The sequence below is a fragment of the Micromonospora sp. NPDC047134 genome, from assembly GCF_040643455.1.
Taxonomy (GTDB): Bacteria; Actinomycetota; Actinomycetes; order Mycobacteriales; family Micromonosporaceae; genus Micromonospora.
In genome coordinates this window covers 158,165-180,552 of sequence record NZ_JBEYUI010000001.1, presented here as the reverse complement: position 1 = coordinate 180,552, position 22,388 = coordinate 158,165, and the positions used below count along the sequence as shown (strand labels likewise).

Annotated in this window: 13 protein-coding genes; 6 read left to right on the top strand and 7 right to left on the bottom strand. The window is 72.0% G+C overall.

The features are described from left to right. Positions 1 to 8: 8 nt before the first annotated feature. The 5 genes from ABZ795_RS00630 to ABZ795_RS00610 form a co-directional block, all read right to left on the bottom strand. Positions 9 to 680: a hypothetical protein gene (locus tag ABZ795_RS00630; RefSeq protein ID WP_357527673.1), complete on the bottom strand. Its 672-nt coding sequence runs from the start codon at positions 678 to 680 to the stop codon at positions 9 to 11. A gap of 223 nt (positions 681 to 903) precedes the next feature. Continuing rightward, a complete protein-coding gene (locus tag ABZ795_RS00625) occupies positions 904 to 1,170 on the bottom strand; it encodes an acyl carrier protein (RefSeq protein WP_357527671.1) in 267 nt (88 codons plus the stop codon). A gap of 2 nt (positions 1,171 to 1,172) precedes the next feature. Beyond that, the gene (locus ABZ795_RS00620) at positions 1,173 to 4,229 is read right to left on the bottom strand and encodes an amino acid adenylation domain-containing protein (RefSeq protein WP_357527669.1); all 3,057 of its coding nucleotides are present in this window, start codon (positions 4,227 to 4,229) and stop codon (positions 1,173 to 1,175) included. A 29-nt stretch (positions 4,230 to 4,258) separates the two neighbouring features. After that, positions 4,259 to 5,752: an AMP-binding protein gene (locus ABZ795_RS00615; RefSeq protein ID WP_357527667.1), complete on the bottom strand. Its 1,494-nt coding sequence runs from the start codon at positions 5,750 to 5,752 to the stop codon at positions 4,259 to 4,261. Position 5,753: 1 nt separating this feature from the next. Further along, a complete protein-coding gene (locus ABZ795_RS00610) occupies positions 5,754 to 11,249 on the bottom strand; it encodes an amino acid adenylation domain-containing protein (protein WP_357527665.1) in 5,496 nt (1,831 codons plus the stop codon). Positions 11,250 to 11,386: 137 nt separating this feature from the next. Here ABZ795_RS00610 and ABZ795_RS00605 point away from each other — a divergent pair, with 137 nt between their 5' ends. Further along, positions 11,387 to 14,254, top strand: coding sequence for a condensation domain-containing protein (locus ABZ795_RS00605; RefSeq protein ID WP_357527663.1), 2,868 nt, complete (start codon positions 11,387 to 11,389; stop codon positions 14,252 to 14,254). A 59-nt stretch (positions 14,255 to 14,313) separates the two neighbouring features. After that, positions 14,314 to 14,841, top strand: a complete 528-nt coding sequence (locus ABZ795_RS00600) for a DinB family protein (RefSeq protein ID WP_357527661.1) — start codon at positions 14,314 to 14,316, stop codon at positions 14,839 to 14,841. Here ABZ795_RS00600 and ABZ795_RS00595 read toward each other — a convergent pair. Continuing rightward, positions 14,823 to 15,308: an SRPBCC family protein gene (locus tag ABZ795_RS00595; protein WP_357527659.1), complete on the bottom strand. Its 486-nt coding sequence runs from the start codon at positions 15,306 to 15,308 to the stop codon at positions 14,823 to 14,825. The genes ABZ795_RS00600 and ABZ795_RS00595 overlap by 19 nt on opposite strands. A gap of 239 nt (positions 15,309 to 15,547) precedes the next feature. Between ABZ795_RS00595 and ABZ795_RS00590 the strand changes: the two genes are divergently transcribed. Continuing rightward, entirely contained in the window at positions 15,548 to 18,364 is a 2,817-nt protein-coding gene (locus ABZ795_RS00590) for a M36 family metallopeptidase (RefSeq protein ID WP_357527657.1), read from the top strand. Between the two features lie 153 nt (positions 18,365 to 18,517). Then, entirely contained in the window at positions 18,518 to 21,337 is a 2,820-nt protein-coding gene (locus tag ABZ795_RS00585) for a M36 family metallopeptidase (RefSeq protein WP_357527655.1), read from the top strand. 59 nt (positions 21,338 to 21,396) lie between these two features. On the opposite strand, the gene ABZ795_RS00580 is transcribed toward ABZ795_RS00585, so the two are convergent. Beyond that, the gene (locus ABZ795_RS00580; protein ID WP_357527653.1) at positions 21,397 to 21,855 is read right to left on the bottom strand and encodes an SRPBCC family protein; all 459 of its coding nucleotides are present in this window, start codon (positions 21,853 to 21,855) and stop codon (positions 21,397 to 21,399) included. A 38-nt stretch (positions 21,856 to 21,893) separates the two neighbouring features. Between ABZ795_RS00580 and ABZ795_RS00575 the strand changes: the two genes are divergently transcribed. Further along, positions 21,894 to 22,253 (top strand): metalloregulator ArsR/SmtB family transcription factor, encoded by a 360-nt coding sequence (locus tag ABZ795_RS00575; protein ID WP_327026256.1) that lies wholly within the window; start codon positions 21,894 to 21,896, stop codon positions 22,251 to 22,253. Between the two features lie 53 nt (positions 22,254 to 22,306). Next, a complete protein-coding gene (locus ABZ795_RS00570) occupies positions 22,307 to 22,387 on the top strand; it encodes a putative leader peptide (RefSeq protein WP_350697899.1) in 81 nt (26 codons plus the stop codon). The last annotated feature ends 1 nt before the right edge of the window (position 22,388 follow it).

The window sequence follows — 22,388 nt, the reverse complement described above, 5'->3', positions numbered from 1 at the left end:
GCGGCGGGTCAGCCGCCGTGTCCCTCGGCCGCGCCGTCGGGGGTCAGGGCGCCGTCCGCGCCACCGGTGTCCAGGTGTACGTGCTGGTGGCCCTGTCCGGCGTCGATGTTGATCTGATCCAGCTGGGTGGCGGCCACCGACCAGGTGGTCACGGCGACGGCCGCCTGCCGGGCGGCCAGCCTCAGCCGCTCCTCGGCTGTGTTCGCGGCAGCGGGCAGGGCCAGCGAGTCGACCGCGATGGCGGCCTGCTCCACGGAGCTGCGCAGCCCGCCACGGGCGACGTTGGTGGCGGTGGTACCCGACGGCGGATCGGCGAACTGTTCGGCCAGCCGGCGCATGGTCTGCTGCCACTGGCCGACCTGCGCCGCCTCCGGCGGGCGACCGGCCTCCGAGGCCTGCCGGATGGTGGTGAGGATGGGCGACAGCTCCTCTCCGGTGCGGTGGGCCAGCTCGGTGAGCTCGATGATCTGCTGCACGTCGCGCTCGGCCTCGGCCTTCTGGAGCCGCGCGATGCTCGCCTCGGTCTCGCCCGGCCGTCCCACGGAGTAGCCGATCAGACCACCGAGCAGGCCGGCAACCAGGGCCGCCGCGGCGAGGCCGGCCAGTAGACGGGTCCGGGCAGAGGCCTTGCGGGCGGGCGGATCGAGCAGGTAGGAGGGCCTTCCGGTCTTGGGGGACATCACGCTCCTCGCATCGACGACCATCTGGCTGGGAGATTAGCGCACAGCGGCGCCGACCAATGCGATCACCAACCTCCGGCAGGCGGCGGCCTCCGGTGGGAGGCCGCCGTTACGTCGGAATGGCGGTGTCCCACCGCAGGTGACACCGCCATATCGCCGATATGGCGGGGCCCACCCCGGGCCGAGGGCGGGGCCGACGACGGACGCCGACCCCGTCGACCGGTCAGGCCTGGTCGGGGGTGGGCGCCGGGTGGGTGGTGGTCAGTAGGGCCACCAGGTCGTCGAGGGTGTCCAGGGCGGGCGCGGCGGCCAGGTCGATCTCCACGCCGTACTCCAGCTCGATCGCGTCGACCAGGCGCAGCAGTGCCAGGGAGTCGACGCCGAGGGCGACCAGGGAGTCGCCGGTCAGTACGTCGGCCGCCGCCACCTCGCCGGCCGTGGCCTCGCCCACCAGGGCCGCGACCCGCTCGCGCAGTTCAGTGTCAGCCACTCTCAGGACTCCTTCGTCAACTGTCGGACGATGTCGGCGATCTCGGCGATGGTCGGGGTGTCGAAGAAGGCGTCCAGCGGTACCTCCACCCCTAGTCGTTGCTGGATGCGTCCGCTGATCCGGGTGATGGTCAGCGAGTGTCCACCCAGGTCGAACAGGTCCTCGTGCACCCCGATGTCGGGAATCCGCAGCACCTCCTGCCAGATCAGCCGCAACTCCGCGATCAGCGGATCGTCGTCGACCGGGGCGGTGGCCTCGGGCTCGGTCGGCCGCTCGGCCGGGGCGGGCAGGGCGGCCCGGTCCACCTTGCCGTTGGCGCTCAGCGGCAACCGGTCCAGGGTGACGTAGTCGCTGGGCAGGGCCGCCTGGGGCAGGCTCGCCGCAAGGTGGTGCCGCAGGTCGGCCGACTCCGGCAGAGCGCCGGGTCGGGGCACCAGGTAGGCGACCAGGCGCGGCTCGTCGGTGTCCTGCCGGAGCACGGTGACCGCCTCGGCCACCCCGGGGTGGTCCAGCAGCCGAGCGTCGATCTCCCCCAACTCGATCCGGTGGCCCCGGATCTTGACCTGGTGATCGGTGCGGCCGAGAAACTCGATCTGCCCGTCCGGCCGCCACCGGCACCGGTCACCGGTGCGGTACATCCGGGCGTCGACCGGACCGTAGGGGTCGGGTACGAACCGTTGCGCGGTCAGGTCGTCGCGCCCCAGGTAGCCGAGGGCCAGCCCGGCACCGGCCAGGTACAGCTCACCGGGCAGGCCGATGGGCGCGGGCAGACCGGCGGCGTCCAGGATGTACGCCCGCACGTTCGGCAGCGGGGTGCCGATGGTGACTTCAGCGGGGTCGGCGGGAATGTCCGCCACGGTGGCGTACACGGTGGCTTCGGTCGGCCCGTACGCGTTGATCAACCGGGCGGTGCGGGCCCGCAGCTCCCGGGCCAGGGTGACCGGCAGGGCCTCGCCACCGGCGAGGGCGACCAGCGGCGGCGTGGGGTCGTCCGGGGCGCCGAGGCCGGCCTCCAGCAGCACCCGCCAGCCGGACGGGGTGGCCTGGGCGTGGGTGACGCCGGCCGCGCGGATCAACGCCGACACGGCCGCGCCTTCCAGGGCGCTGACCTTCGAAGCCACCACCACCTGCCCGCCGGTGACCAGGGGCAGCAGGACCTCCACCGCGAAGATGTCGAACGACAGCGAGGTCAGATGCAGCCACCGGTGGGCCGGCCCGCTGTCCAGCAGGTCCCGGAACCCGAACAGCATGTTCGCCAGGGGCCCGTGGCTCACCGCCACCCCCTTGGGACGGCCGGTGGATCCGGAGGTGTAGAGCACATAGGCCAGCGCATCGGCGCCGGGGCGTTCGGCCGGGTCCGGCGGCACCGGGCCGTCGAGCAGGGCGACCTCGTCCAGGGCCAGGGTGGGCCGGTCCGAGGTGGTCCCGGTGGCGGTCACCACCAGGGTCGGGGCGGCGTCGGCCAGCACCATCTCCTGCCGGGCGGCCGGGTGAGCCGGGTCGATCGGCAGGTAGGCGGCGCCGCAGCGGAGCACCGCCAGCATGGTCACCACCGCCTGCCAGGACCGCTCCAGTGGCATCGCCACCAGCGATGCGGGGCCGACCCCGCGCTGCCGCAACGCCCCAGCCAGCCGCCGGGCGGCCTCGTCGAGTCGGCCATAGCTCAACGTCAGGTCACCGTCGAGCACGGCCGGGGCCTCCGGGGCCGCGGCGACCTGGGCGGCGAACAGGTCCGGTACGGTCGCGACCGGATAGCTGCGGGCGGTGTCGGTGCCGGCCCGGTCTACCTGGTCGAGTTCCTCGTCGGACAGCAGCGGCAGCCGCGCCACCGGCCGGTCCGGGTCGGCGACCACGGCGGCCAGCAGGGTGTGCAGGTGTCCGCCGATGCGGCGTACCGCCTCGGTGTCGATGGCGGTGGGGCTGTGCTGGAGGCTGACCATGATGCCGGTGGGTGCGTCGACGATCTGCACGTGCAGGGCGTTGCGGGCGGCACCGCTGAACAGGGTCCACTCCACCCGGCTGGGTACCCCGGGAAAGACCGGCTCGGCACCACGGCGCCGGTAGCCGATGCTGACCGGGGTGAGCGCCGGTGCCGGCCGCAGGCCGGTCACGGCATGGGCCAGCGGCACGGCCCGGTGCCGGTACACCTCCCGCAGCCGGGTCCGCAGCGCCTGGGCGTGGTCGCGGAAGGTCGCCGGGCCGGTCTCGGCGGTGACCGGCAGTTCGTTGACGAAGAGTCCGATCAGGTCGGCCTGTTCGGGGGTACGGGTGGACAGCGCCACCCCCACCGGGGTGTGCTGGTTGCCGTAGCGGGCCAGCAGGGCGTGCAGGGCCGCGAAGAGCACCTCGAAGCGGGTCACCCCCAGCGTTGCGGCCAGCCGGTCGACCCCCTCGACCAGGTCGGCCGGCAGGTCCGCGGCCACGGCGACACCGGGTTCGGCACCGGTGGGCAGCCGACGCAGACCGGGCAGGACGACGTCACCGGGGCCGGACCAGTGCCGGGCCCAGTACTCGCGGGCGGCGGGCAGGTCGGCGGCGACCCGCTGCTGTTCGGCCGCGGCCAGGTCGGTGTGGTCGTTCGCGCGGGTCAACGGTTCGGTGGGCTCCTGCGCCCGGGCGGCGGCGTACGCGACGGCCAGGTCCCGGGCCAGGACGTCCTTGGAGGTGCCGTCGAAGGCCACATGGTGTGCGGCTACCAGCAGCAGATGGTCACCCTCGGCGCCGGTGAGCAGGGTGAACCGGGCCAGGGGCCCGGTGTGCAGGTCGAAGGGGCGGGCGATCTCATCGGCGATCCGGGCATCGGTCAGGTCGCCGAAGCCGACCGAGGGGCGGGTGTCGGCCGGGGCCAGGCGGGGGGTGCCGTCGTCGTCGCCGGTGAGCCGGGCGGACAGGATGGGATGCCGCTCGATCACGCTGGTGCACGCCGCTACGAGGGACTGGGTGTCCAGTTCGGCGCCGAACCGCACCCCCAACGCCATGTGATACGCCGTGCCGGCGGTCCCGGCCTGCTCGGTGAACCAGACCGCGTGCTGTGCGTAGGTCGCCTCGGCGGTGCCCACATCTGCTCCCCTGGTTGTGCTGGTGTCTGTCATTTCTCGAACAGGTCGGTGAGCTGCCGTTTGAGCACCTTGCCGCCCTCGTTGTGCGGCAGCCGGTCGAGCACCAGGACCCGGGCGGGCAACTGGTAGTCGGCCAGCCGGTCGGCGAGGAAGCCGCGGACCACCGGCAGGGTCAGGTCGTCCGGGCCGGCCGGTGGGCGGGGTACCAGGGCGGCGGCGACCGCCGAGCCGAGCACCGGGTGCGGCACCCCCACCACGGCGGCCTCCGCGACCAGGGGGTGTTCGTACAGTGCCGCTTCCACCTCCAGGGTGGAGACCTTGAACGCCCCGGTCTTGATCACATCCTGGTGTCGGTCGGTGAGGTACAGGTAGCCGTCGGCGTCCAGCCGGCCGATGTCGCCCATCCGCACCCACCCGTCGCGGAAGGTGGCCCGGTTGGCGGCCTCGTCCCGGTAGTAGGCGCGAGTGAAGGGGGCCCGCAGCCACACGTCGCCGGTGGTGCCGACCGGCAGGGGGTTGCCGTCGGCGTCGGCGACCATCAGCTGCCCGCCGACCGGTCGGCCGACCGCCTCCCGCCGCGCCGGGTCGTAGATCATCGTGGTCTGCGCGGGGGCCGCCTCGGTGGAGGTGTAGTAGTTGACGATGGTGGCCGCCGGGAAGACCTCGGCCAGCCGGGCGGCGACCGCCGGTGCCAGTGGCGCGGCGGTGGACCCGATCAGCTGTACCCCGCTGGTGTCCCGCCCGCGCAGGGCGCCGGAGTCGAGCAGTTCGACGGCGATCGATGGGACCACGAAGACGGTGCCGGTGCCGGGTGCCTCGACCAGCCGGGCGAACCGGACCGGGGTGAAGCGGGGCAGGGTCAGCGCACCGGCCTTGGCGGTGAGCGCGTTGAGCAGCATGGTCTGCCCGGCGTTGGTGCCGATGGCGAAGGCGTGCAGGAACCGCCGGGAGTGAGCCAGGGCCAGCCGGCGGGGATGCCGGGGTGCCCCGACGGTCAGGTTGGCGTGGCTGGCCGCCACCCCCTTGGGCCGCCCGGTGGTGCCGGAGGTGTAGAGGATCTGGGCCAGGTCACCGGGGCGGGCCGCCGTGGCCTCGACAGGGGCCGCCTCGGTGAGCAGGTCCGCGCAGGTCCAGACCGGCAGCCCGGCCGGTACGGTCGGGGCGGGGGTCCCGTCGCCGTGCAGCACGGCGGTGGCCGCGCAGTGGGTCAGGGCGTACTCGAGTTGTCCGGCGGCCAGCCGGTCGGACAGGGGCACGGCCACCCCGCCGGCCCGCAGCACCCCGCAGTACGCGACCGCGAAGCGGGTCCAGTCGTGGGCACCGAACAGCAGGCCCACCCGGTCCCCCCGACACAGTCCCCGGGCCAGCAGGGCGGCGGCCAGCCGGTTCGACTCGGCGGCCCAGTCGGCGAAGGTCAGGGTGGCCACGCCGTGCACCTCGACGGCCACCTGTTCCGGGTGCAGGCCGGCGCGCCAGTCCAGCAGGTCCGGCACCGTACGGGGGGCGGGGGTCGTCGTGGCCACCTCAGGCCGCCTTCCGGAGGGCCGGTGCCGGGCTGGTCGTCACGGCGGCGGCCCGGGCCTGGCGTTCCTCGATGCCGACCAGGTCGTCCGGCGGGGCGTCCGGCACCTGGTCGTCGAAGCGAGCCAGCACCGGGATCACCAGCGAGACCAGTGCGGTGACCGCGATGCAGAGCCCGAACAGCACGTAGAGCAGGCCGTGGCCGCGTCCCGGGCCGACCCCGAGGACGACGCCGACCGTGTCGGCCAGGGCACCGCCGGGCAGCAGCATCGGTTCGGCGATCCGGGCGGCGGCCGGGGCGATCAGACCCCAGCCCAGGGGCAGGGTGGATTGCGCGACCATCTGGTTGAGTGCGAAGACCCGGCCGTGTACGCGCGGCGGCACCTTGGTCTGGATGATCGTGGCGTAGACCCCGTTGACGATGGCCAGACAGGCGTACATCCCGAAGGCGCCGGCGGCGATCAGGGCCAGGTTGGGGCGCAGCCCGGTCAGCATGGCGGCCACGGCGATGCCGAGGGTGCCCAGCAGCACCGCGCGCATCCGGTGGTGCCGGGGACCACCCCAGACCAGCATCACCAGGCCGCCGGTGGCCGCCCCGATCCCGCCGGTGAGGGCCACCTGGGCCACCTCGTCGAGGCCGGCGAAGCCGAGCACCAGTGGGGAGAGCAGGAACAGCACCGGGAAGAGGAAGAGGTTCAGGGCGGCGAAGAAGGCCAGCATGGCCCGGAACTCCCGGCGGCGCAGCGCGTACCGCAGTCCGGCGAGGATCTCCGCGCCGATGCTCTCGCGGCGTTGCAGGGCCAGGGTGCGGGGGAACTTCACCACCGCCAGCACCGTGATGGCGAAGAGGTAGCAGGCCACGTCGACCAGGAGGATGCCGCGTAGGCCGACGGCCTGGAGCAGGGCCACCGCGGCCAGCGGCACCACGAACTGGGTGAGGCCGACGGCGGTCTGGGCCAAGCCGTTGGCGTGACCCAGGAACCGTTTGGGCACCAGTTGCGGCACCGCCGAGACGAAGGCCAGGCGTTGGAAGGCCAGCGCCACCGACAGCCAGGCGGTGAAGGGGTAGAAGTGCCAGATCTCGACCCGGTCCAGGAGCACCAGTACGGCCAGCGCGGCGTTGCCGCCGCCGGCGGCGGCGCAGGCCGTCAGCAGGACGGCCCGCCGGCTGAACCGGTCGATCAGCGCGCCGGCCAACGGCGCGATGAGCAGGCCGGGCAGCAGCGCCAGGACGGCGAACAGCGCGAACCGGGCCAGTGAGCCGGTCTGGGTGTAGATCCACAGTGGTACGGCGAAGGTGGTCAGCGCGGTGCCCAGGCCGGAGGTGATCTGTCCGGCGGCGACCATGCCGAAGCGCCGCATGCTCGGTGGGGGCGCGGTGTCCGTCCGGCTCCGGCCGGTCGGCGGCGGTTCGGCGCCCCGGTCGGAGACGGCGGCCAACTGCCAGGCCGGCTCGGGGTCGACCCCGGTCTCGACCACCGGGGTGGGGGTGTCGAGGCGCCGGTGCACCTCGGTGACGATCTCGGCCAGTTCGGGGGCCCGGTACTTGAGGAAGTAGTGGCCCCCTTCGTCGATCACGGCCAGGGCGGTGCGGTCGCTGAGGAAGTGCCACTCGCGGTAGCGCTCCTCGTGGAACTCGGTGCCCCGGTCCCGCTCCCCCACCACGGAGATGATCGGCGCCCGCAGTGGGGTCACCCGCTGGCGCATCAGCTCGGTGAAGTACTCCTCGGACACCTCGGCGTCGTGGCGCATCGCCCGGATCAGGAACCGCACCTCCTCGGGGGCCAGTTGCCCGATGTTGGTGCCCTGGGCCTGGAGCCAGGTGCGGTAGATCCGGTCGCTGCGCAGCCGTTCGGCCAGCCGCAGCCGCAGCAGCGGGCCGAGCAGGCCACCGGCGGGTCGGCCGAAGGGGAAGACCGCGCCGAGATACACCGCCTCCAACTCCCGGCCGGTCGTCTCCAGCCGCCGGGCCACCTCCACCGCCAGGGCCCCGCCGGGACCGCAGTGTCCGTAGAGGATCAGCGGGCCGCTGACCCGGTCCAGGATCTCCGCGACGACCTCGGCCGCGACCTCCTCGATGGGCGCGGGGTCGTCGGCCACCCCGATGTCATGTCCGGGTACGGCCACGGACAGCAGCCGGTATCCGGGGGGCAGCGCGTCGGCCAGCGGCTGGTACACCACCGCGCTGCCGCCGCCGTACGGGACGCAGACCATGGTGGCGATGCGCGCTCCGGCGGGCACCGGCGGGGTCAGCTCGTACAGCAGCCCGCTGTCGCCGGTGGCGCCACCGCCGACCAGTTGGGCCAGTTCGCGTACGGTGCGGTGGCGGAACAGGTCCATCACGCTGACCGTCGGTGCGGCGGCGCCGAGCACCTCGGGCAGTTCCCGCCGCAGCCGGGCCACCACCTGGGTGGCCAGCAGGGAGTGCCCGCCCAGGTCGAAGAAGTCGTCCCCGGCGCCGACCTGGGCCACCCCGAGCACCGCCTGCCAGATCCCGGCGATCAGGATCTCCACCGGCCCCTCCGGCGCCACCTGTTCGGCATCGGTGGTCGGCTCGTCGGTCGGGGCGGGCAGGGCCCGCCGGTCCACCTTGCCGTGGTCCTGCAACGGCAGCCGGTCCAGCAGCACCCAGCGGCTGGGCAGCATGTGCTCGGGCAGCCGTTCGGCGAGTCGGCGGCGTAGCTGCGCCGGTTGGGGCGGGTCCACCTCGGTGGCCGGTTCCAGGTAGGCCACCAGCCGGTCCTCGCGCAGCAGCACCGCCGCCTGCCGGATCTCGGGGCAGTCCCGCAGGGCGGCTTCGATCTCCCCCAGTTCGACCCGGTAGCCGCGGATCTTCACCTGGTGGTCGCGTCGGCCGAGGAACATCAGCTGCCCGTCGTTGCGCCAGCGGGCCAGGTCGCCGGTGCGGTAGAGGCGGGCGCCGGGTGGGCCGTACGGGTCGGGCAGGAACCGTTGCTCGGTCAGCTCGGGCTGGTTCAGGTAGCCACGGGCCAGCCGGTCGCCGCCGAGGTACAGCTCGCCGGGCACCCCGACCGGCACCGGGCGCATCCGCTCGTCGAGGACATAGACCCGGGCGTGTGGCAGGGGCCGACCGATCGGCACCGGGCCGGCGCCGGTCTCGGTGGGGGGTACCTCGTAGGTGGTCACGCCGACGGTGGCCTCGGTGGGGCCGTAGTGGTTGAACACCCGGGCCGGACCGGCGGCCAGGGGGGCGATCCGCTCCAGTTCGGAGGCCTCCCCGCCGAGGATCAGCGCCCGGGCGGGCAGCAGGTCATCCGGTTCGGCGTCGGCGGTGAGCGCGGTCAGGTGCGAGGGGGTGATCTTCAGGTAGTCGATGTGCCGGGCCCGCAGCCGCTCGGCGAGTTCCGCGCCGGTGCACCGGCGGGGCAGCAGGTGCACCGCACCGCCGGTGGCCAGGGCCAGATAGAAGACGGTGACACTGAAGTCGAAGGACATCGACTGAAGCAGCCCGTACCGGGCGGCCGGGACGACGGCGAACCGGTCGGCTACCCCGTCGAGGTAGCGCAGCACCTGCCGGTGGGCCACCGCCACCCCCTTGGGGACGCCGGTGGAGCCGGAGGTGTAGATGACGTAGGCCAGGTTGTCACCGGTCGCGGTGGCCTCGGGTGGGGTGTCCGGGCCGGCGGCGATGTCGGCGGCCACCTCCTCCAGGCAGGCCGTGTGCAGCTCGGCCGGCAGCAGGTCTCGCAGGTCGGCGCTGGTCAGCACGATGCTGGGGCGGGCGTCCGCGAGCATCAGGCCCAGCCGGGCGGCCGGCTGCTCCGGATCCAGCGGCAGGTAGGCCCCGCCGGCGCGGAGCACCCCTAGCAGGGTGGCGGCCAACTCCACGGACTGTTCCAGCAGCACCCCGACCAGGCTGTCCGGGCCGACCCCCCGCCCGCGCAGCCAGGCGGCCAGTCGGTTGGCCCGGCGGTCCAGCTCCCGGTAGGTCAGGGTCTGCGACTGTTCACCGACCACCGCCGGGGCGTCCGGGGTGGCGGCGACATGCCGGTCGATCAGGTCGGCCAGGGTGGTGGCGCCGCCGGTGACCCCGGTGGTGTCGTCGGTGTCGGGTCGCCCCAGGGCCAGGGTGCGGTCCCGTTCGGCCGGGTCCAGCAGGTCCAGGTCGACCACCGGGCGGTCCGGTGCCGCGATCGCGCCGCGCAGCAGGGTCTCGAAGCTGGCCGCCAGTCGCCGTACGGTCGCGGCGTCGAACAGGTCGCTGTTGTAGACGAACATGCCGCGCAGGCCGTCGGCGCTCTCCCCGACGTACAGCGACAGGTCGAACCGGGCGGTCGCGGCGTCCGTACCCACCCCCTCGGCCCGCAGCCCGGCCGGCCAACCGGTGCCGCCCTGGTCGTAGTTCTGCAGGGTGAACAACACCTGGAAGACCGGGGTACGGCTGACGTCACGCGCCACATTGAGGTCGGCGACCAGCCGCTCGAACGGGACCTCCTGGTGGGCCAGCGCCCGCATCACCGTGCCCCGGGTGCGCTTGAGCAGGGCCGCGAAGCTGGGTTCGGCGGGGGTGTCCGGGCCGCTGGTGGTCGGCGACAGGTCGGCGCGCAGGGCCAGGGTGTTGACGAACAGGCCGACCAGTCGTTCCAGCTCCGGCACCACCCGGCCGGCGACCGGGGAGCCGATGGCGAAGTCCCGCTGGCCGCTGTAGCGGAACAGGACGGCCTGCAGGCCGGTGAGCAGCGTCATGTACAGGGTGCTGCGGTGGGTACGGCTGAGTCGGCGCAGCCCGTCGGTCAGCTCGGCGTCGAAGGCGAAGCGGTGGGTGCCCCCGGCGTACGACAGCACGGCCGGGCGGGGCCGGTCGGTGGGCAGTTCCAGCGGCGGCACCTCGGTCAGCGCCGTACGCCAGTAGGCGAACCCGTCGCCGCTGGCCGGGCCGTCCAGTCGGGCCCGCTGCCAGGCGGCGTAGTCCAGGTACCCGGTGGTCGGGGCGGTGGGGGCGGTGCCGCCGTCGCGCAGCGCGCCGTAGGTGGCGGCGACCTCGCCGATCACGATGTCCAGCGACCAGCCGTCGCTGACGATGTGGTGCATCGCCAGATGCAGCAGGTGCTGTTCGTCGTCGATCCGGACCACCAGGGCCCGCAGCAGCGGCGCGGCGGTCAGGTCGAAGGGGGTGTCGACGGCGGCGGCGACCAGTTCCCGGGCGGCCTGGTCGGATTCGGCGGTGGTGACCGTGACCGGTACCCGCACCTCGGGCGCCACCTGCACGACCGGTTCCCCGTCGGCGTTCTCGGTGAACCGCATCCGCAGGCTGTCGTGTCGGGCGGCGGTGGCGTCCAGGGCGGCCCGGAGCAGATCGATCTCCAGCGGGCCGTGCAGTCGCAGCGTCGAGTAGATGACGTAGGCGGGGGTGCCCGGGGTCAGCTGCTCGGTGAACCAGATTCTCTCCTGGCCGAACGACAGACGCGGGGGATCGGTGGATCGGGGCAGTTCCGGCGAGCGGGCAGGACTCCACGCCGGCGCGTCAACGTTTGTCACGCAGCGCCTCACTCCGATGACGGATGGGAGTCCGTAGTCTGCATCGCGCATCGGAAAGCGCGAATCGGCTGATCGGTCCACTGTGCAAGACTCGATCGATCGATCCGACACCCGTACGGTCCGTCTTACCGTCAGGAATGCCATTCGCGGACGTCGTCATCCCGGTCGAGTGGGCCTCGGAGCCCCTGGCCCCGGTCGAGTTCAGCGGTACCGGCGCCGCCACGGCGCCGCTGACCTGGGCCCAGCAGGTGCTCTGGCGCTCGATCAGCCGGTTCGGCTCCAACCATCGCTTCCTCAATCTGCGGCGTACCATCGTGATCTCGGCGCGGGCCGCGAAGGACCTGCCGACGGCCCTGCGGGCGGTGGGTGCGCTGGTCAGTCGGCACGCCGCGCTGCGCACCCGGCTTCCGGTGATCGACGGCGAGCCGCGACAGGAGGCGGTGGCCAGCGGGGTGCTACCGGTGCTGGTCTGCCCCGGGGTGGACGACGGTGCCGAGGCGGCCCGGGCGGCCGCCACCCGGCTCGGCGACGTCGCCTTCGACCACAGCGCCGAGTGGCCCCTGCGGGTGGCGCTGGTGACGGTGGACGACCGGGTACGCCAGGTGGTGCTGGTGTTCAGTCACACCACGGTGGACGCGCACGCCGCCGAGGTGGTGCTGCGTGATCTCCGGCTGCTGTTGCTGCGCGGAAGTCTGCCCACCCCACCCGGTCCCCAGTCGACCGAGGTGGCCCTGCTCCAGCACGGCCCGGACCTCCGACGCTCCGAGCGGTCGGCGGCCTACTGGTTGCGGGAGTACCGGCGGCTGCCGCAGGAACCATGGGAGGAGACCGGCCCGGGGCTGGACCCGCCGGTACGTCGGGGGGTGCTGGTCTCGTCCGCCATCGGCACCGCCGCCCGGATGGTCGCCGCCCGGCACCGGGTCAGCGCCTCCGCGGTGCTGCTGGCGGCCTATCACGCGGTCGCCGCCCGGCACAGCGGGCGTACCCTGGTGGGCCTGTTTCCGATGGCGCACAACCGATTCCGCACCGACTACGCCGAGGCCGTGGCGAACCTGGGTCAGGTCGGCTTCTGCGTGATGGACCTGTCCGGCCGGCCCGACTTCACCGAGGTGCTCTCCCGGGTCTGGACCGCCTCGCTCAACGGCCTGCGGCACGCCTACTACCACTCGGCCTCGCTACGCGGGACCTTCGAGGAGCAGGGCATCGACTTCGACGCGATGTTCGGGCCGCAGTACTACTTCAACGACGTACGGCTGTCGGTGGGTGGTGGCGGGCGGCCACCGGCGGCTACCCCCGCCGATCTTCGGGCCGCCATGGCCGCCAGCACCCTGTCCTGGACGGAGGGGCTGGATCAGACGGCCTGGCACATGTTGACCCATGTCGTGGACGAACCCGGCGGGGTGGGCATCACCCTGTCCGCCGACACCCGGTACATCGGGATGGACGCCGTGCACACCCACCTGCGCGAGATGGAGGAACTGGTGGTGGCCGCGGCCCACGACGAGGTGCCCTGGCCCTGGTCACCGGGGGCCACCACCGGTGCGTCGCCCGTCATCGCCCCGGTCGGCGGCGAGTCGGGGGGCGTGGCGGTCCTGGCCGAGGGCGAGGAGGTCGTCTCCGCCTCCTTCGCCGGTGGACGGGCCGCCAACGCGCCGCTGACCTGGGGGCAGCGGGCGATGTGGCGCAGCCTGGAGGAGTTCGACTCCCCCGCCGGGTACCGGGCGCTGTGCCTGCCCCGTCAGCTGCCGGTCCCCGCCCGCACGGAGCTGACGGTCGCGCGGGCGGTCACGGCGATCGGTGCCCTGCTGGAGCGGCACGAGTCCCTGCGTACCCGGTTCCGTCGCCGTGACGACGAACTGCATCAGGAGGCGGCTGCCTCGGGTCGGCTGCCCGTGCTCGTACACCCGGTGCCGCGGCCCGCCGAGGACCCCGACGGCCGGGCGGCCGCGACCGGGTTGACCACCCGGCTGGCGACACCCCGGTTCGACCATGTGGCCGAGTGGCCGCTGCGGGCCGCCCTGGTCACGGTGGACGGCCGGGTACGGCAGGTGGTGGTGGTCTTCAGTCACGCCACCGTCGACGTGCACGCCGCCGACCTGGTGCTGCGCGATCTGCGGGTGTTGCTGGCCGGCTCCACACCCGCCGCTGCCGGCCTTCAGTCGCTGGGTCTGGCCGGTCGGGAGCGCGAGGTCGAGCAGCGGCGCTCACAGCGGGCGGTGGAGTACTGGGTGCGGCAGTTGGCGGACCTCACCCCCAGCCTGTCCGACCCGGTCGGGCCGGCGCCGGAGCCCCGCTACCGACGTGGCTCGCTGGTGTCCACGGCGGCGCACCACGCGGTGCGGCTGGTGGCGGCGCGGAACCGGACCAGCACCGCCAACGTGATCCTGGCGGCCACCGCCGCCGGGCTGACCGGCGACGGCCAGCAGACCTGCGGGATCGTGGTGATGGCCAACAACCGCTTCCAACCCGGGCACGCCGAGGCCATCGGTACCCTCAACCAGATCGGGTTGTGTCGACTGGACCTGTCCGGCCGACCCGGCTTCACCGAGTTGCTGTCCCGGGCCGGGCGGGCGGCGTTGGACGCCTACCGGCACGCCTACTACGACCCGGCGGTGTGGGAGCGCACCTTCACCGACCTGGGTCACGATCACCGGACCTTCCTGGCGCCCTACTGCTATCTCAACGATGCCCGGCTGCTGCGCGAGGTCGACCCGGGGCGGTCGGGCCCGGACGGGGCCGCTCTGCGGACGATGCTGCCGGACAGCCGCTTCCGCTGGTTGACCGATCTTGATCACTTCCCGTGGCGATGCCGCCTCCAGGTTCTCGACGCCCCCGAGGGCATCGAGTTGGTCGTCACCGCCGATACCCGGTACTTCCCGGCCGCGCGGATCGAGCCGTTCCTGCGCGGCATCGAGGCGCTGCTGGTGCAGGCGGCCTACCGGGAGGTGCCCTGGCCCTGGACACGCGGCACCGCCGCCGGGCAGCCGCAGCCCGCCGCCGGGTGAGCCGCCCGCCGGTCGAAAACCCCTCGGCCGGTACGACGTCCTGGTGCGATGATCCGACGATGTCCTCCTCGCGTCGCGACCTGCTGCGCTGGCAGTTCGACCTGACCTGGTCGTTGTTCGACCACCACCTTCAGCGGTTGACGCCGGAGCAGTTCCGCTGGGAGCCGGTCACACACTGCTGGACGGTCCGCCGGGATCCGGCGGGCCACTGGGTGCCGGACTGGGCCGACACCGAGCCCGATCCGATACCCGTGCCCACCATCGCCTGGCTCACCTGGCACATCGGCTGGTGGTGGAGCGTCGCCCTCGACCACCTGCAGGGCCGGACACCCCGCGAGCGCACCGAGATTCACTGGCCCGGTGACGGTACGCCCACCATCGCCTGGCTGGGTGAGCTACGGACGCAGTGGCAGCAGATGCTGGACGGGGTCACCGAGGCCGACCTCGACCGGGTGGCGCCGTTCCCGTGGCCGCACGACCCGGAGCACACCGTGGCGCACCTGCTGGCCTGGGTCAACGCGGAGCTGATGAAGAACGTCGCCGAGATCGGTCAGCTGCGGCTGCTGCATCAGGCGGAACCGGCCTGACCCTTCATCCGGCGGGTCAACTCGGCCGCCCGGTAGGCCGCCACCTGACGGGCCTGGTCGGCCACGAAGCGCCGCAGCAGGGCCGGGGCGGTAGCGGTGACCTGCTCGTGCACCCGGGTCCCGGTCGCCTCGGCGGTCAGGTCCACCACCGCCCGCAGTCGCACCCCTCCGGGGCTGGCCACCTCGCTGACCAGTTGGGCGCCCGGCCGGGTGGTGACCATGCGTACCCGGATCCGGTTGTCCCAGCGCAGCAGGCGGAGGAACCGGAACCGCTCGACCGCGACGTAGTCGGCCACCGTGCGGCCCTCGGGGTCCCGGCTGATGCGTACCTCGTCCACCGCCACGATCAACGGCGACAGTCCGAGGTAGCTGTGCGGATCACTGAGATGGTCGAAGACCTCCTCCACAGAGGAGGACACCAGAAAGGTTGTCGCGAAAGCGATGGCGGGAGCCGACCGGTCGGGCACCCTGCCATCCTGTCACGGCCGATGCAATCGACATATGTATAAGCGAATCATCGAAATGTTTGGTCACCCGTCGGATGACCGGTCGTGAGCTGCACCGTAGCGTCAACGCGATTCACCTCGCACGGACCCGGTCACGCACAGTGACCACCAGGCGAGTGTCGCGGACAGTCGTGACGGACCGCCCCGGCGGTGGTGAATCGGAGCCCGCGCTGTCCTTTCAACCCCCAAAAGGAGCAAAGGTGCCCCTACAGCCCCATCGATCTCGTGGCCGACGTGCCGCAGGAGTGGTGCTCACCACCACCCTCGTCGCGTCACTGACCACACTCGCCGCCAATCCCGCCTCGGCCGCACCCGAGGAGGCCCCGGCCCAGTCGAACCCGTTCTTCCTCACCGGCCCGAACGACGGTGCCGCCGAGGACATCGCCATTCGCTACCTGCGCGGCAACCCCGCCGCTCAGGGGGTGAACGCCGCGGATCTCAGCGATCTGAGCATCCTGTCCAGCTACACCAGCCGGCACAACGGTGTCACCCACGTCAACCTGGCCCAGCGCTACCAGAACCTTGAGGTCTTCGGTGCGGCCGCCACGGTGAACATCGCCAAGGACGGCAGCGTCATCCTGGCCGGTGGCACCCTGGTCTCGGACCTGGCGAAGGGCACCTCCGGCACGGCGGACCTCAACGCCGTCGACGCGGTCGAGGCCGCCGCCGACGCCCTGGACCTGGCCACGCCGAAGAGCCCCAAGGTCCTCAGCCGGGCCGGTGGCGCGGCGCAGAAGACCATGGTGTCGGAGAGTGGCATCTCCGACGAGCCGATCCCGGCGAAGCTGGGTTGGCAGCCGACCGAGGACGGGCTGCGCCTGGCCTGGCAGCTGGTCATCGACGACTCCTCGGACTCGCACCTGTGGAACGCCACCATCGACGCGGAGAGCGGCGAGCTGCTCGACGTCGACGACTGGACGACCCAGCACGAGCACAACGAGGTCGCCGAGAACCTGGACGCCCTCGCCCCCAACCGGTCCAAGACCCTGAACACGGCCGCGTTCCACACCCACGAGCCGGTGCAGGACGGCTCCAGCTACAACGTGTACGCCGGACCGGCCGAGAGCCCGAACGACGGCCCCCGCACCGTGGTGACCAACCCGGCCGACCGGGTCGCCTCGCCGTACGGCTGGCACGACACCGACGGGGCCCCGGGTGCGGAGTACACCACCACCCAGGGCAACAACGTCCACGCGTACCAGGACACCGACGCCAACAACGCCCCCGACTTCGGCAGCAGCCCGGACGGTGGGCCGAGCCTGACCTTCGACAACCCGGTCGACCTGAACGAGCACGCGCAGAACTACCGGGACGCGGCGACGGCGAACCTGTTCTACTGGAACAACATCATCCACGACGTCACCCACCGTTACGGGTTCGACGAGGCGTCGGGCAACTTCCAGATGAACAACTACGGCCGTGGCGGCGTGGGCGGCGACTACGTCCGGGCCGAGGCCGCCGACGGCACTGGCACCAACAACGCCAACTTCTCCACCCCGGCCGCCGACGGTGCCGCCCCGCGGATGCAGATGTTCCTGTGGCCGGGCCCCCAGTTCGGTGCCCAGAACCAGGTCGTCGTGGACGGCGTGGGCTCCTTCGACGCGACCTGGTCGCGGTTCAGCCCCGCCCCCACGGTGGCCGGTCTGCCGGGTCACCGCTACGTCTACGGCGGCACCGGCTGCACCCCGGCCACCTACCCGGCGACCCTGCCGAGCGGCAACTGGATCGCGGTCGTCGACGGCGGCACTGCGGCCTGCACCTACCTGCTGCGTACCCAGGTGGCCCAGTCCCTCGGCGCCAAGGCCGTCGTGGTGGCGCACAACGCCACCAGCGCCGCGCCGGTGCTGACCGGCTCCATGACCGGCACGCCGGTCGCCATCCCGGCGGTCGCCGTGAGCCAGGCCGACGGCAACGCCATCAAGGCCGCCATCGCCGCCGGTGACGTGACCGGCTCGGTGCGCAAGCACCCCAGCCACCCGGGCATCCGCGACGGCGACTTCGACGCGGGCATCATCATCCACGAGTACGGTCACGGCATCTCCAACCGCCTGACCGGTGGTCCGAACATCAACTGCCTCAGCGGCAACGAGCAGATGGGTGAGGGCTGGAGCGACTACTTCGCGGTCACCATGCTGCTCGACCCGAGCGTCGACACCGCCGACGGGGTTCGCGGCATGGGTCCGTACGCCCTCTTCCAGGACGACCGCAGCGGTGCCGGCATCCGGCCGCGCCCGTACTCGCGGAACATGGACATCCAGCCGTTCACCTACGACAGCATCAAGACCGGTGGCTGGCTCAACGGTGCTTCGCTGGCCACGCCGCACGGCATCGGTCACGGCTGGGCCGCCGTGCTGTGGGACATGACCTGGGACCTGATCGACCGGCACGGGTTCAACCCGAACGTCTACGACTCGTGGAACACCGGCGGTAACAACCTGTCGCTCCAGCTCGTGATGGACGGCCTCAAGATGCAGGGCTGCGGCCCCGGCCTGGTCGCCGGCCGCGACGGCATCATCGCCGCGGACGCCGCCCTCACCGGTGGCGACAACGCCTGCACCCTGTGGGCCTCCTTCGCCCGCCGGGGCCTGGGTTACAGCGCCGTGCAGGGCACCACCAACCGCAACGACAACACCGAGGCGTTCGACACCCACCCGTCCTGCCGCGGTGACTTCATCAACCGTACGGGGATGACCACCCTGGACGCCGGCGACGCTGCCCCGATGCAGTTCCAGCTCGCCAGCAACCGGGGCCTGGACATCCTGGCCAGCAACTCCCCGTACTCGCGGCTGGTGGACTGCGACACCCTGCAGACCGTCAACCCGGACGGCACGATCACCCCGCGGCCGACCCCCGTCAAGGCGGTCAACCCCGGAAAGTCGAAGATGTCCGTCAATGCCCACGGTCGGTACAACTACGTGTGGAAGACCGACCCTGCCTGGGCCGGTACCTGCCGGGAGTTCGTGCTGACCCTCGACAACGGATTCCAGTACCGCACCTACTTCAAGTTCATCGGCTGATCCACGGCAACGATCTGAGGTAGAGCCGGAGGGAGCGTCCCGCACGTCGGAACGCTCCCTCCGGTGCGTTCGGCCCCTGCCATCGCGGCTTACCAGGGCCGCGGGGCAGCGCGGCGACAAGCCGCCGTTTCCCGTACAGCGAAGGAGCCTCTGGTGCCCTCATCCCCCCGGAGATCTCGTGGTCGACGCAACGCCGCGCTGGTGTTGTCCACCACCCTCGTCGTGTCCCTGACATCGGTTTCCGCGCCCGCCTCCGCGGCGCCGGAGGAGGACGCGGGTAACTCGAACCCGATCTTCCTCACCGGCCCGAACGAGGGTGCCCCGGAGGCCCTCGCCGTCAACTACCTGCGGGCCAACCCGGTCCAGCACGGGGTCGACGCCGCCGACCTCAGCGACCTCGCGGTGGCCTCGATGTACACCAGCCGACACAACGGGGTCACCCACGTGAACCTGGCCCAGCGGCACCAGAACCTGGAGGTGTTCGGGGCCACCGCCACGGTGAACCTGGCCCGGGACGGCAGTGTCGTCTTCGTCGGTGACAGCCTGGTGGCCGACCTGGCCGAGAAGGCCTCCGGCGCGGCCTCGCTGGACGCGGTCGAGGCGGTCGAGGCCGCGGCCGAGGCCCTGGACCTGGCCGATCCCAAGAGCCCACGGGTGATGAGCCGGGCCGGTGGTGCGGCCCAGCGGACCGTGGTCTCCGGCAGCGGCATCTCCGAGCAGCCGATTCCGGCGAAGCTGGGTTGGCAGCCGACCGAGGAGGGGCTGCGGCTGGCCTGGCAGCTGGTCATCGACGACTCCTCGGACCCGCACCTGTGGAACGTGGCCGTCGACGCGCAGACCGGTGAGCTGCTGGACAGCGACGACTGGACCACCCACGACCACCCCAAGGACCTGGCCGCCACCCTGGGTCGGCCGGAGCAGCAGGCGGCCACCACCGCCGCGGACATCGAGATCCCGGCCGTCCTGCCGCGCAACCAGGTCCTCGACGGGTCCAGCTACCGGGTCTTCGAGTTCCCGAAGAACGACGCCAACGAGGGGCCGCGCAACCTGGTGACCAACCCGGCCGAGGGGACCGCCTCGCCGTACGGTTGGCACGACACCGACGGGACCCCGGGTCCGGAGTACACCATCACCCGGGGCAACAACGCCCACGCCTACACCGACCGGGACGCCAACAACCAGGTCGACCCGGGCAGCTCCCCGGACGGCGGACCGGGTCTGAACTTCGACTTTCCGGCCGACCTGGACGAGCACCCGCAGACCTACCGGGACGCCGCGGTGGTCAACCAGTTCTACTGGTGCAACGTCGTCCACGACCTCACCTACGGCTACGGATTCGACGAGCCGGCCGGCAACTTCCAGGTCAACAACTACGGCCGTGGCGGGGTCGGCGGCGACGACGTGATGTGCGAGGCGCACGACGGCTCCGGCCAGAACAACGCCAACTTCTCCACCCCGGCGATGGACGGCGGCCGGCCCCGGATGCAGATGTTCCTCTGGCCGGGCAACCAGTTCGGCCTGCCCAACGCGGTGACGGTCGGCTCGGGTGCCGGCGCCGCGACCTACCAGGCGGAGTACGCCCGGTTCACCCCCGCGCCCACCCGGGCCGGCTTCGCCGGTGCCATGGCGCTTGTCGACGACGGTGTCGGCAACACCGGTGACGGCTGCACCGCGTACAGCCTGCCGGCCGGGGCGATCGCCGTGCTCGACCGCAGCAGCAGCTGCAACTACCACACCCAGGTCAGCAACGCCGAGCAGGCCGGGGCGGCCGCCGTGGTGGTGGTCAACAACGTGGCCAGCGCCCCGGTGGTGATGAACGGGTCGATGAACCCGGCGGTCGGCATCCCCGCGGTGATGGTGAGCCAGGCCGACGGCAACGCCATCAAGGCCGCCCTGCCCTCCGCCGGTCGGGTGCACCGCAACCTGGACCGCCCGGCCATGCGGGACGCCTCCTTCCGCGCGGAGACCATCTTCCACGAGTACGGTCACGGGGTCTCGCTGCGGCTCACCGGTGGCCCGACGGTCAACTGCCTGACCGGCAACGAGCAGATGGGCGAGGGCTGGAGCGACTTCCTCGCGATCGTCTCCCTGATCAACCCCGCCCTCGACAACCCCGAGGGTCCGCGCGGCTACGGGCAGTACGCCCTGTTCCAGGACAGCCGCACCGGTGACGGTTTCCGGCCGCGCCCGTACTCGCGGAACATGGAGATCCAGCCCTTCACCTACGACAGCATCAAGACCGGTGGCTGGCTCAACGGCACCTCCCTGGCTGCCCCGCACGGCATCGGTCACGGCTGGGCCGCTGTGCTCTGGGACATGACCTGGGACCTGATCGACCGGCACGGGTTCAACCCGAACGTCTACGACCCGTGGAACACCGGGGGCAACAACCTGGCCCTGCAACTGGTGATGGACGGGTTGAAGATGCAGGGCTGCGGCCCCGGCTTCGTCACCGGCCGCAACGCCATCATCGCCGCGGACGCCGCCCTCACCGGCGGGGAGAACTCCTGCACCCTGTGGGCCTCCTTCGCCCGCCGTGGGCTGGGCTACAGCGCCGTGCAGGGCACCACCAACCGCGACGACAACACCGAGGCCTTCGACACCCACCCGTCCTGCCGGGGCGACTTCATCAACCGTTCGGGGATGAACACCATCACCGCCGGATCGGCCGTGCCGATGCAGTTCCAACTGGCCGGCAACCGGGGCCTGGACATCCTGGCCAGCAACTCCCCGTACTCGCGTCTGGTCGACTGCGACACCCTCGAGACCGTCAACCCGGACGGCACCATCACCCCGCGACCGACCCCGGTCAAGGCGGTCAACCCGGGTAACTCGAAGATGTCCGCCAACGCCAACGGTCGGTACAACTACGTCTGGAAGACCGACCCCGCCTGGGCCGGCACCTGCCGGGAGTTCGTGCTGACCCTCGACAACGGATTCCAGTACCGCACCTACTTCAAGTTCGTCGGCTGACCGTTGGCCGAGAGCCGGGGAGCGTTCCGAGCCGCGGAACGCTCCCCGGTCGGCATCGGTCAGGCGTAGAAGCCGGTCCGTAGCTCGATGCCGTGCTCCAGCCACGCCTTGAGGCAGCAGAGCATGTTCGTCCACCCCTCACAGTTGCCGTACGAGGCACGCTGCCCCTGCGGGGTGGGTCGCCAGCCCTCCTCGGCGATGGTGACCAGGGTGCGGTCGGCGCCCAGCGGCTCGAATTCCATGGTGACGGTGGTCTGGTAGGCCCCGGTCGACTCCTCGCCGTCGTCGGCCGCCCAGCGCAGCACGATCCGTCGGTCCTGCTGCACCTCGACGACCTCGACCGGGAAGGCGCCGGGGAAGTCGGCGAAGTCCCAGCTGACGGTGGCCCCGGTGGCCAGCCGTCCCTTGGCTCCCCCGGTGGTGAAGTAGTGGGAGAGCTGCTCCGGGTCGACGACGGCCTCGAAAACCTCATGCACCGGACGGCTGATCCGGCCGGCGATCTTGAACCGCAGGTCCATGCTGATCTCCTCACGCTGACATGTTGTATTTTTATAACATGTCAGACGGTCGCGCCGAGCCCGACAACCCGGACCAGGATCTGGACGAGGTGTTCAAGGCACTCGCCTCACCGACCCGACGGCGCCTGCTCGACCTGCTCAAGGACCAGGCCCGCACCACCGGCGACCTGTGCGAACGGCTGGCCCCCCTGGACCGGACCACGGTGCTGCAACACCTGCGGGTGCTGGAGGCCGCCGGGCTGGTCATCGCCCAACGCAAGGGGCGCGAACGGTGGAACCACCTGGACCCTCTGCCGATCAAGCGCATCCACGACCGGTGGATCGGGGCGTACGCCAGTGCGGCGGTGGACCGGCTGGCCGCCCTCAGGTCCACCCTGGAGCGGCCCACCTCGGGATGACGGTCAGCGCATGGCCCTTGACACTCTGACGTGTCTCCATAAAGATCATTGTCGTGCGAAGCGCCTACCTGACGAAGCGAGGTCACATCGACCTCCTGCGCGTCGCCAGCGCTGCCTGTCGACCCTGCCGCTGAC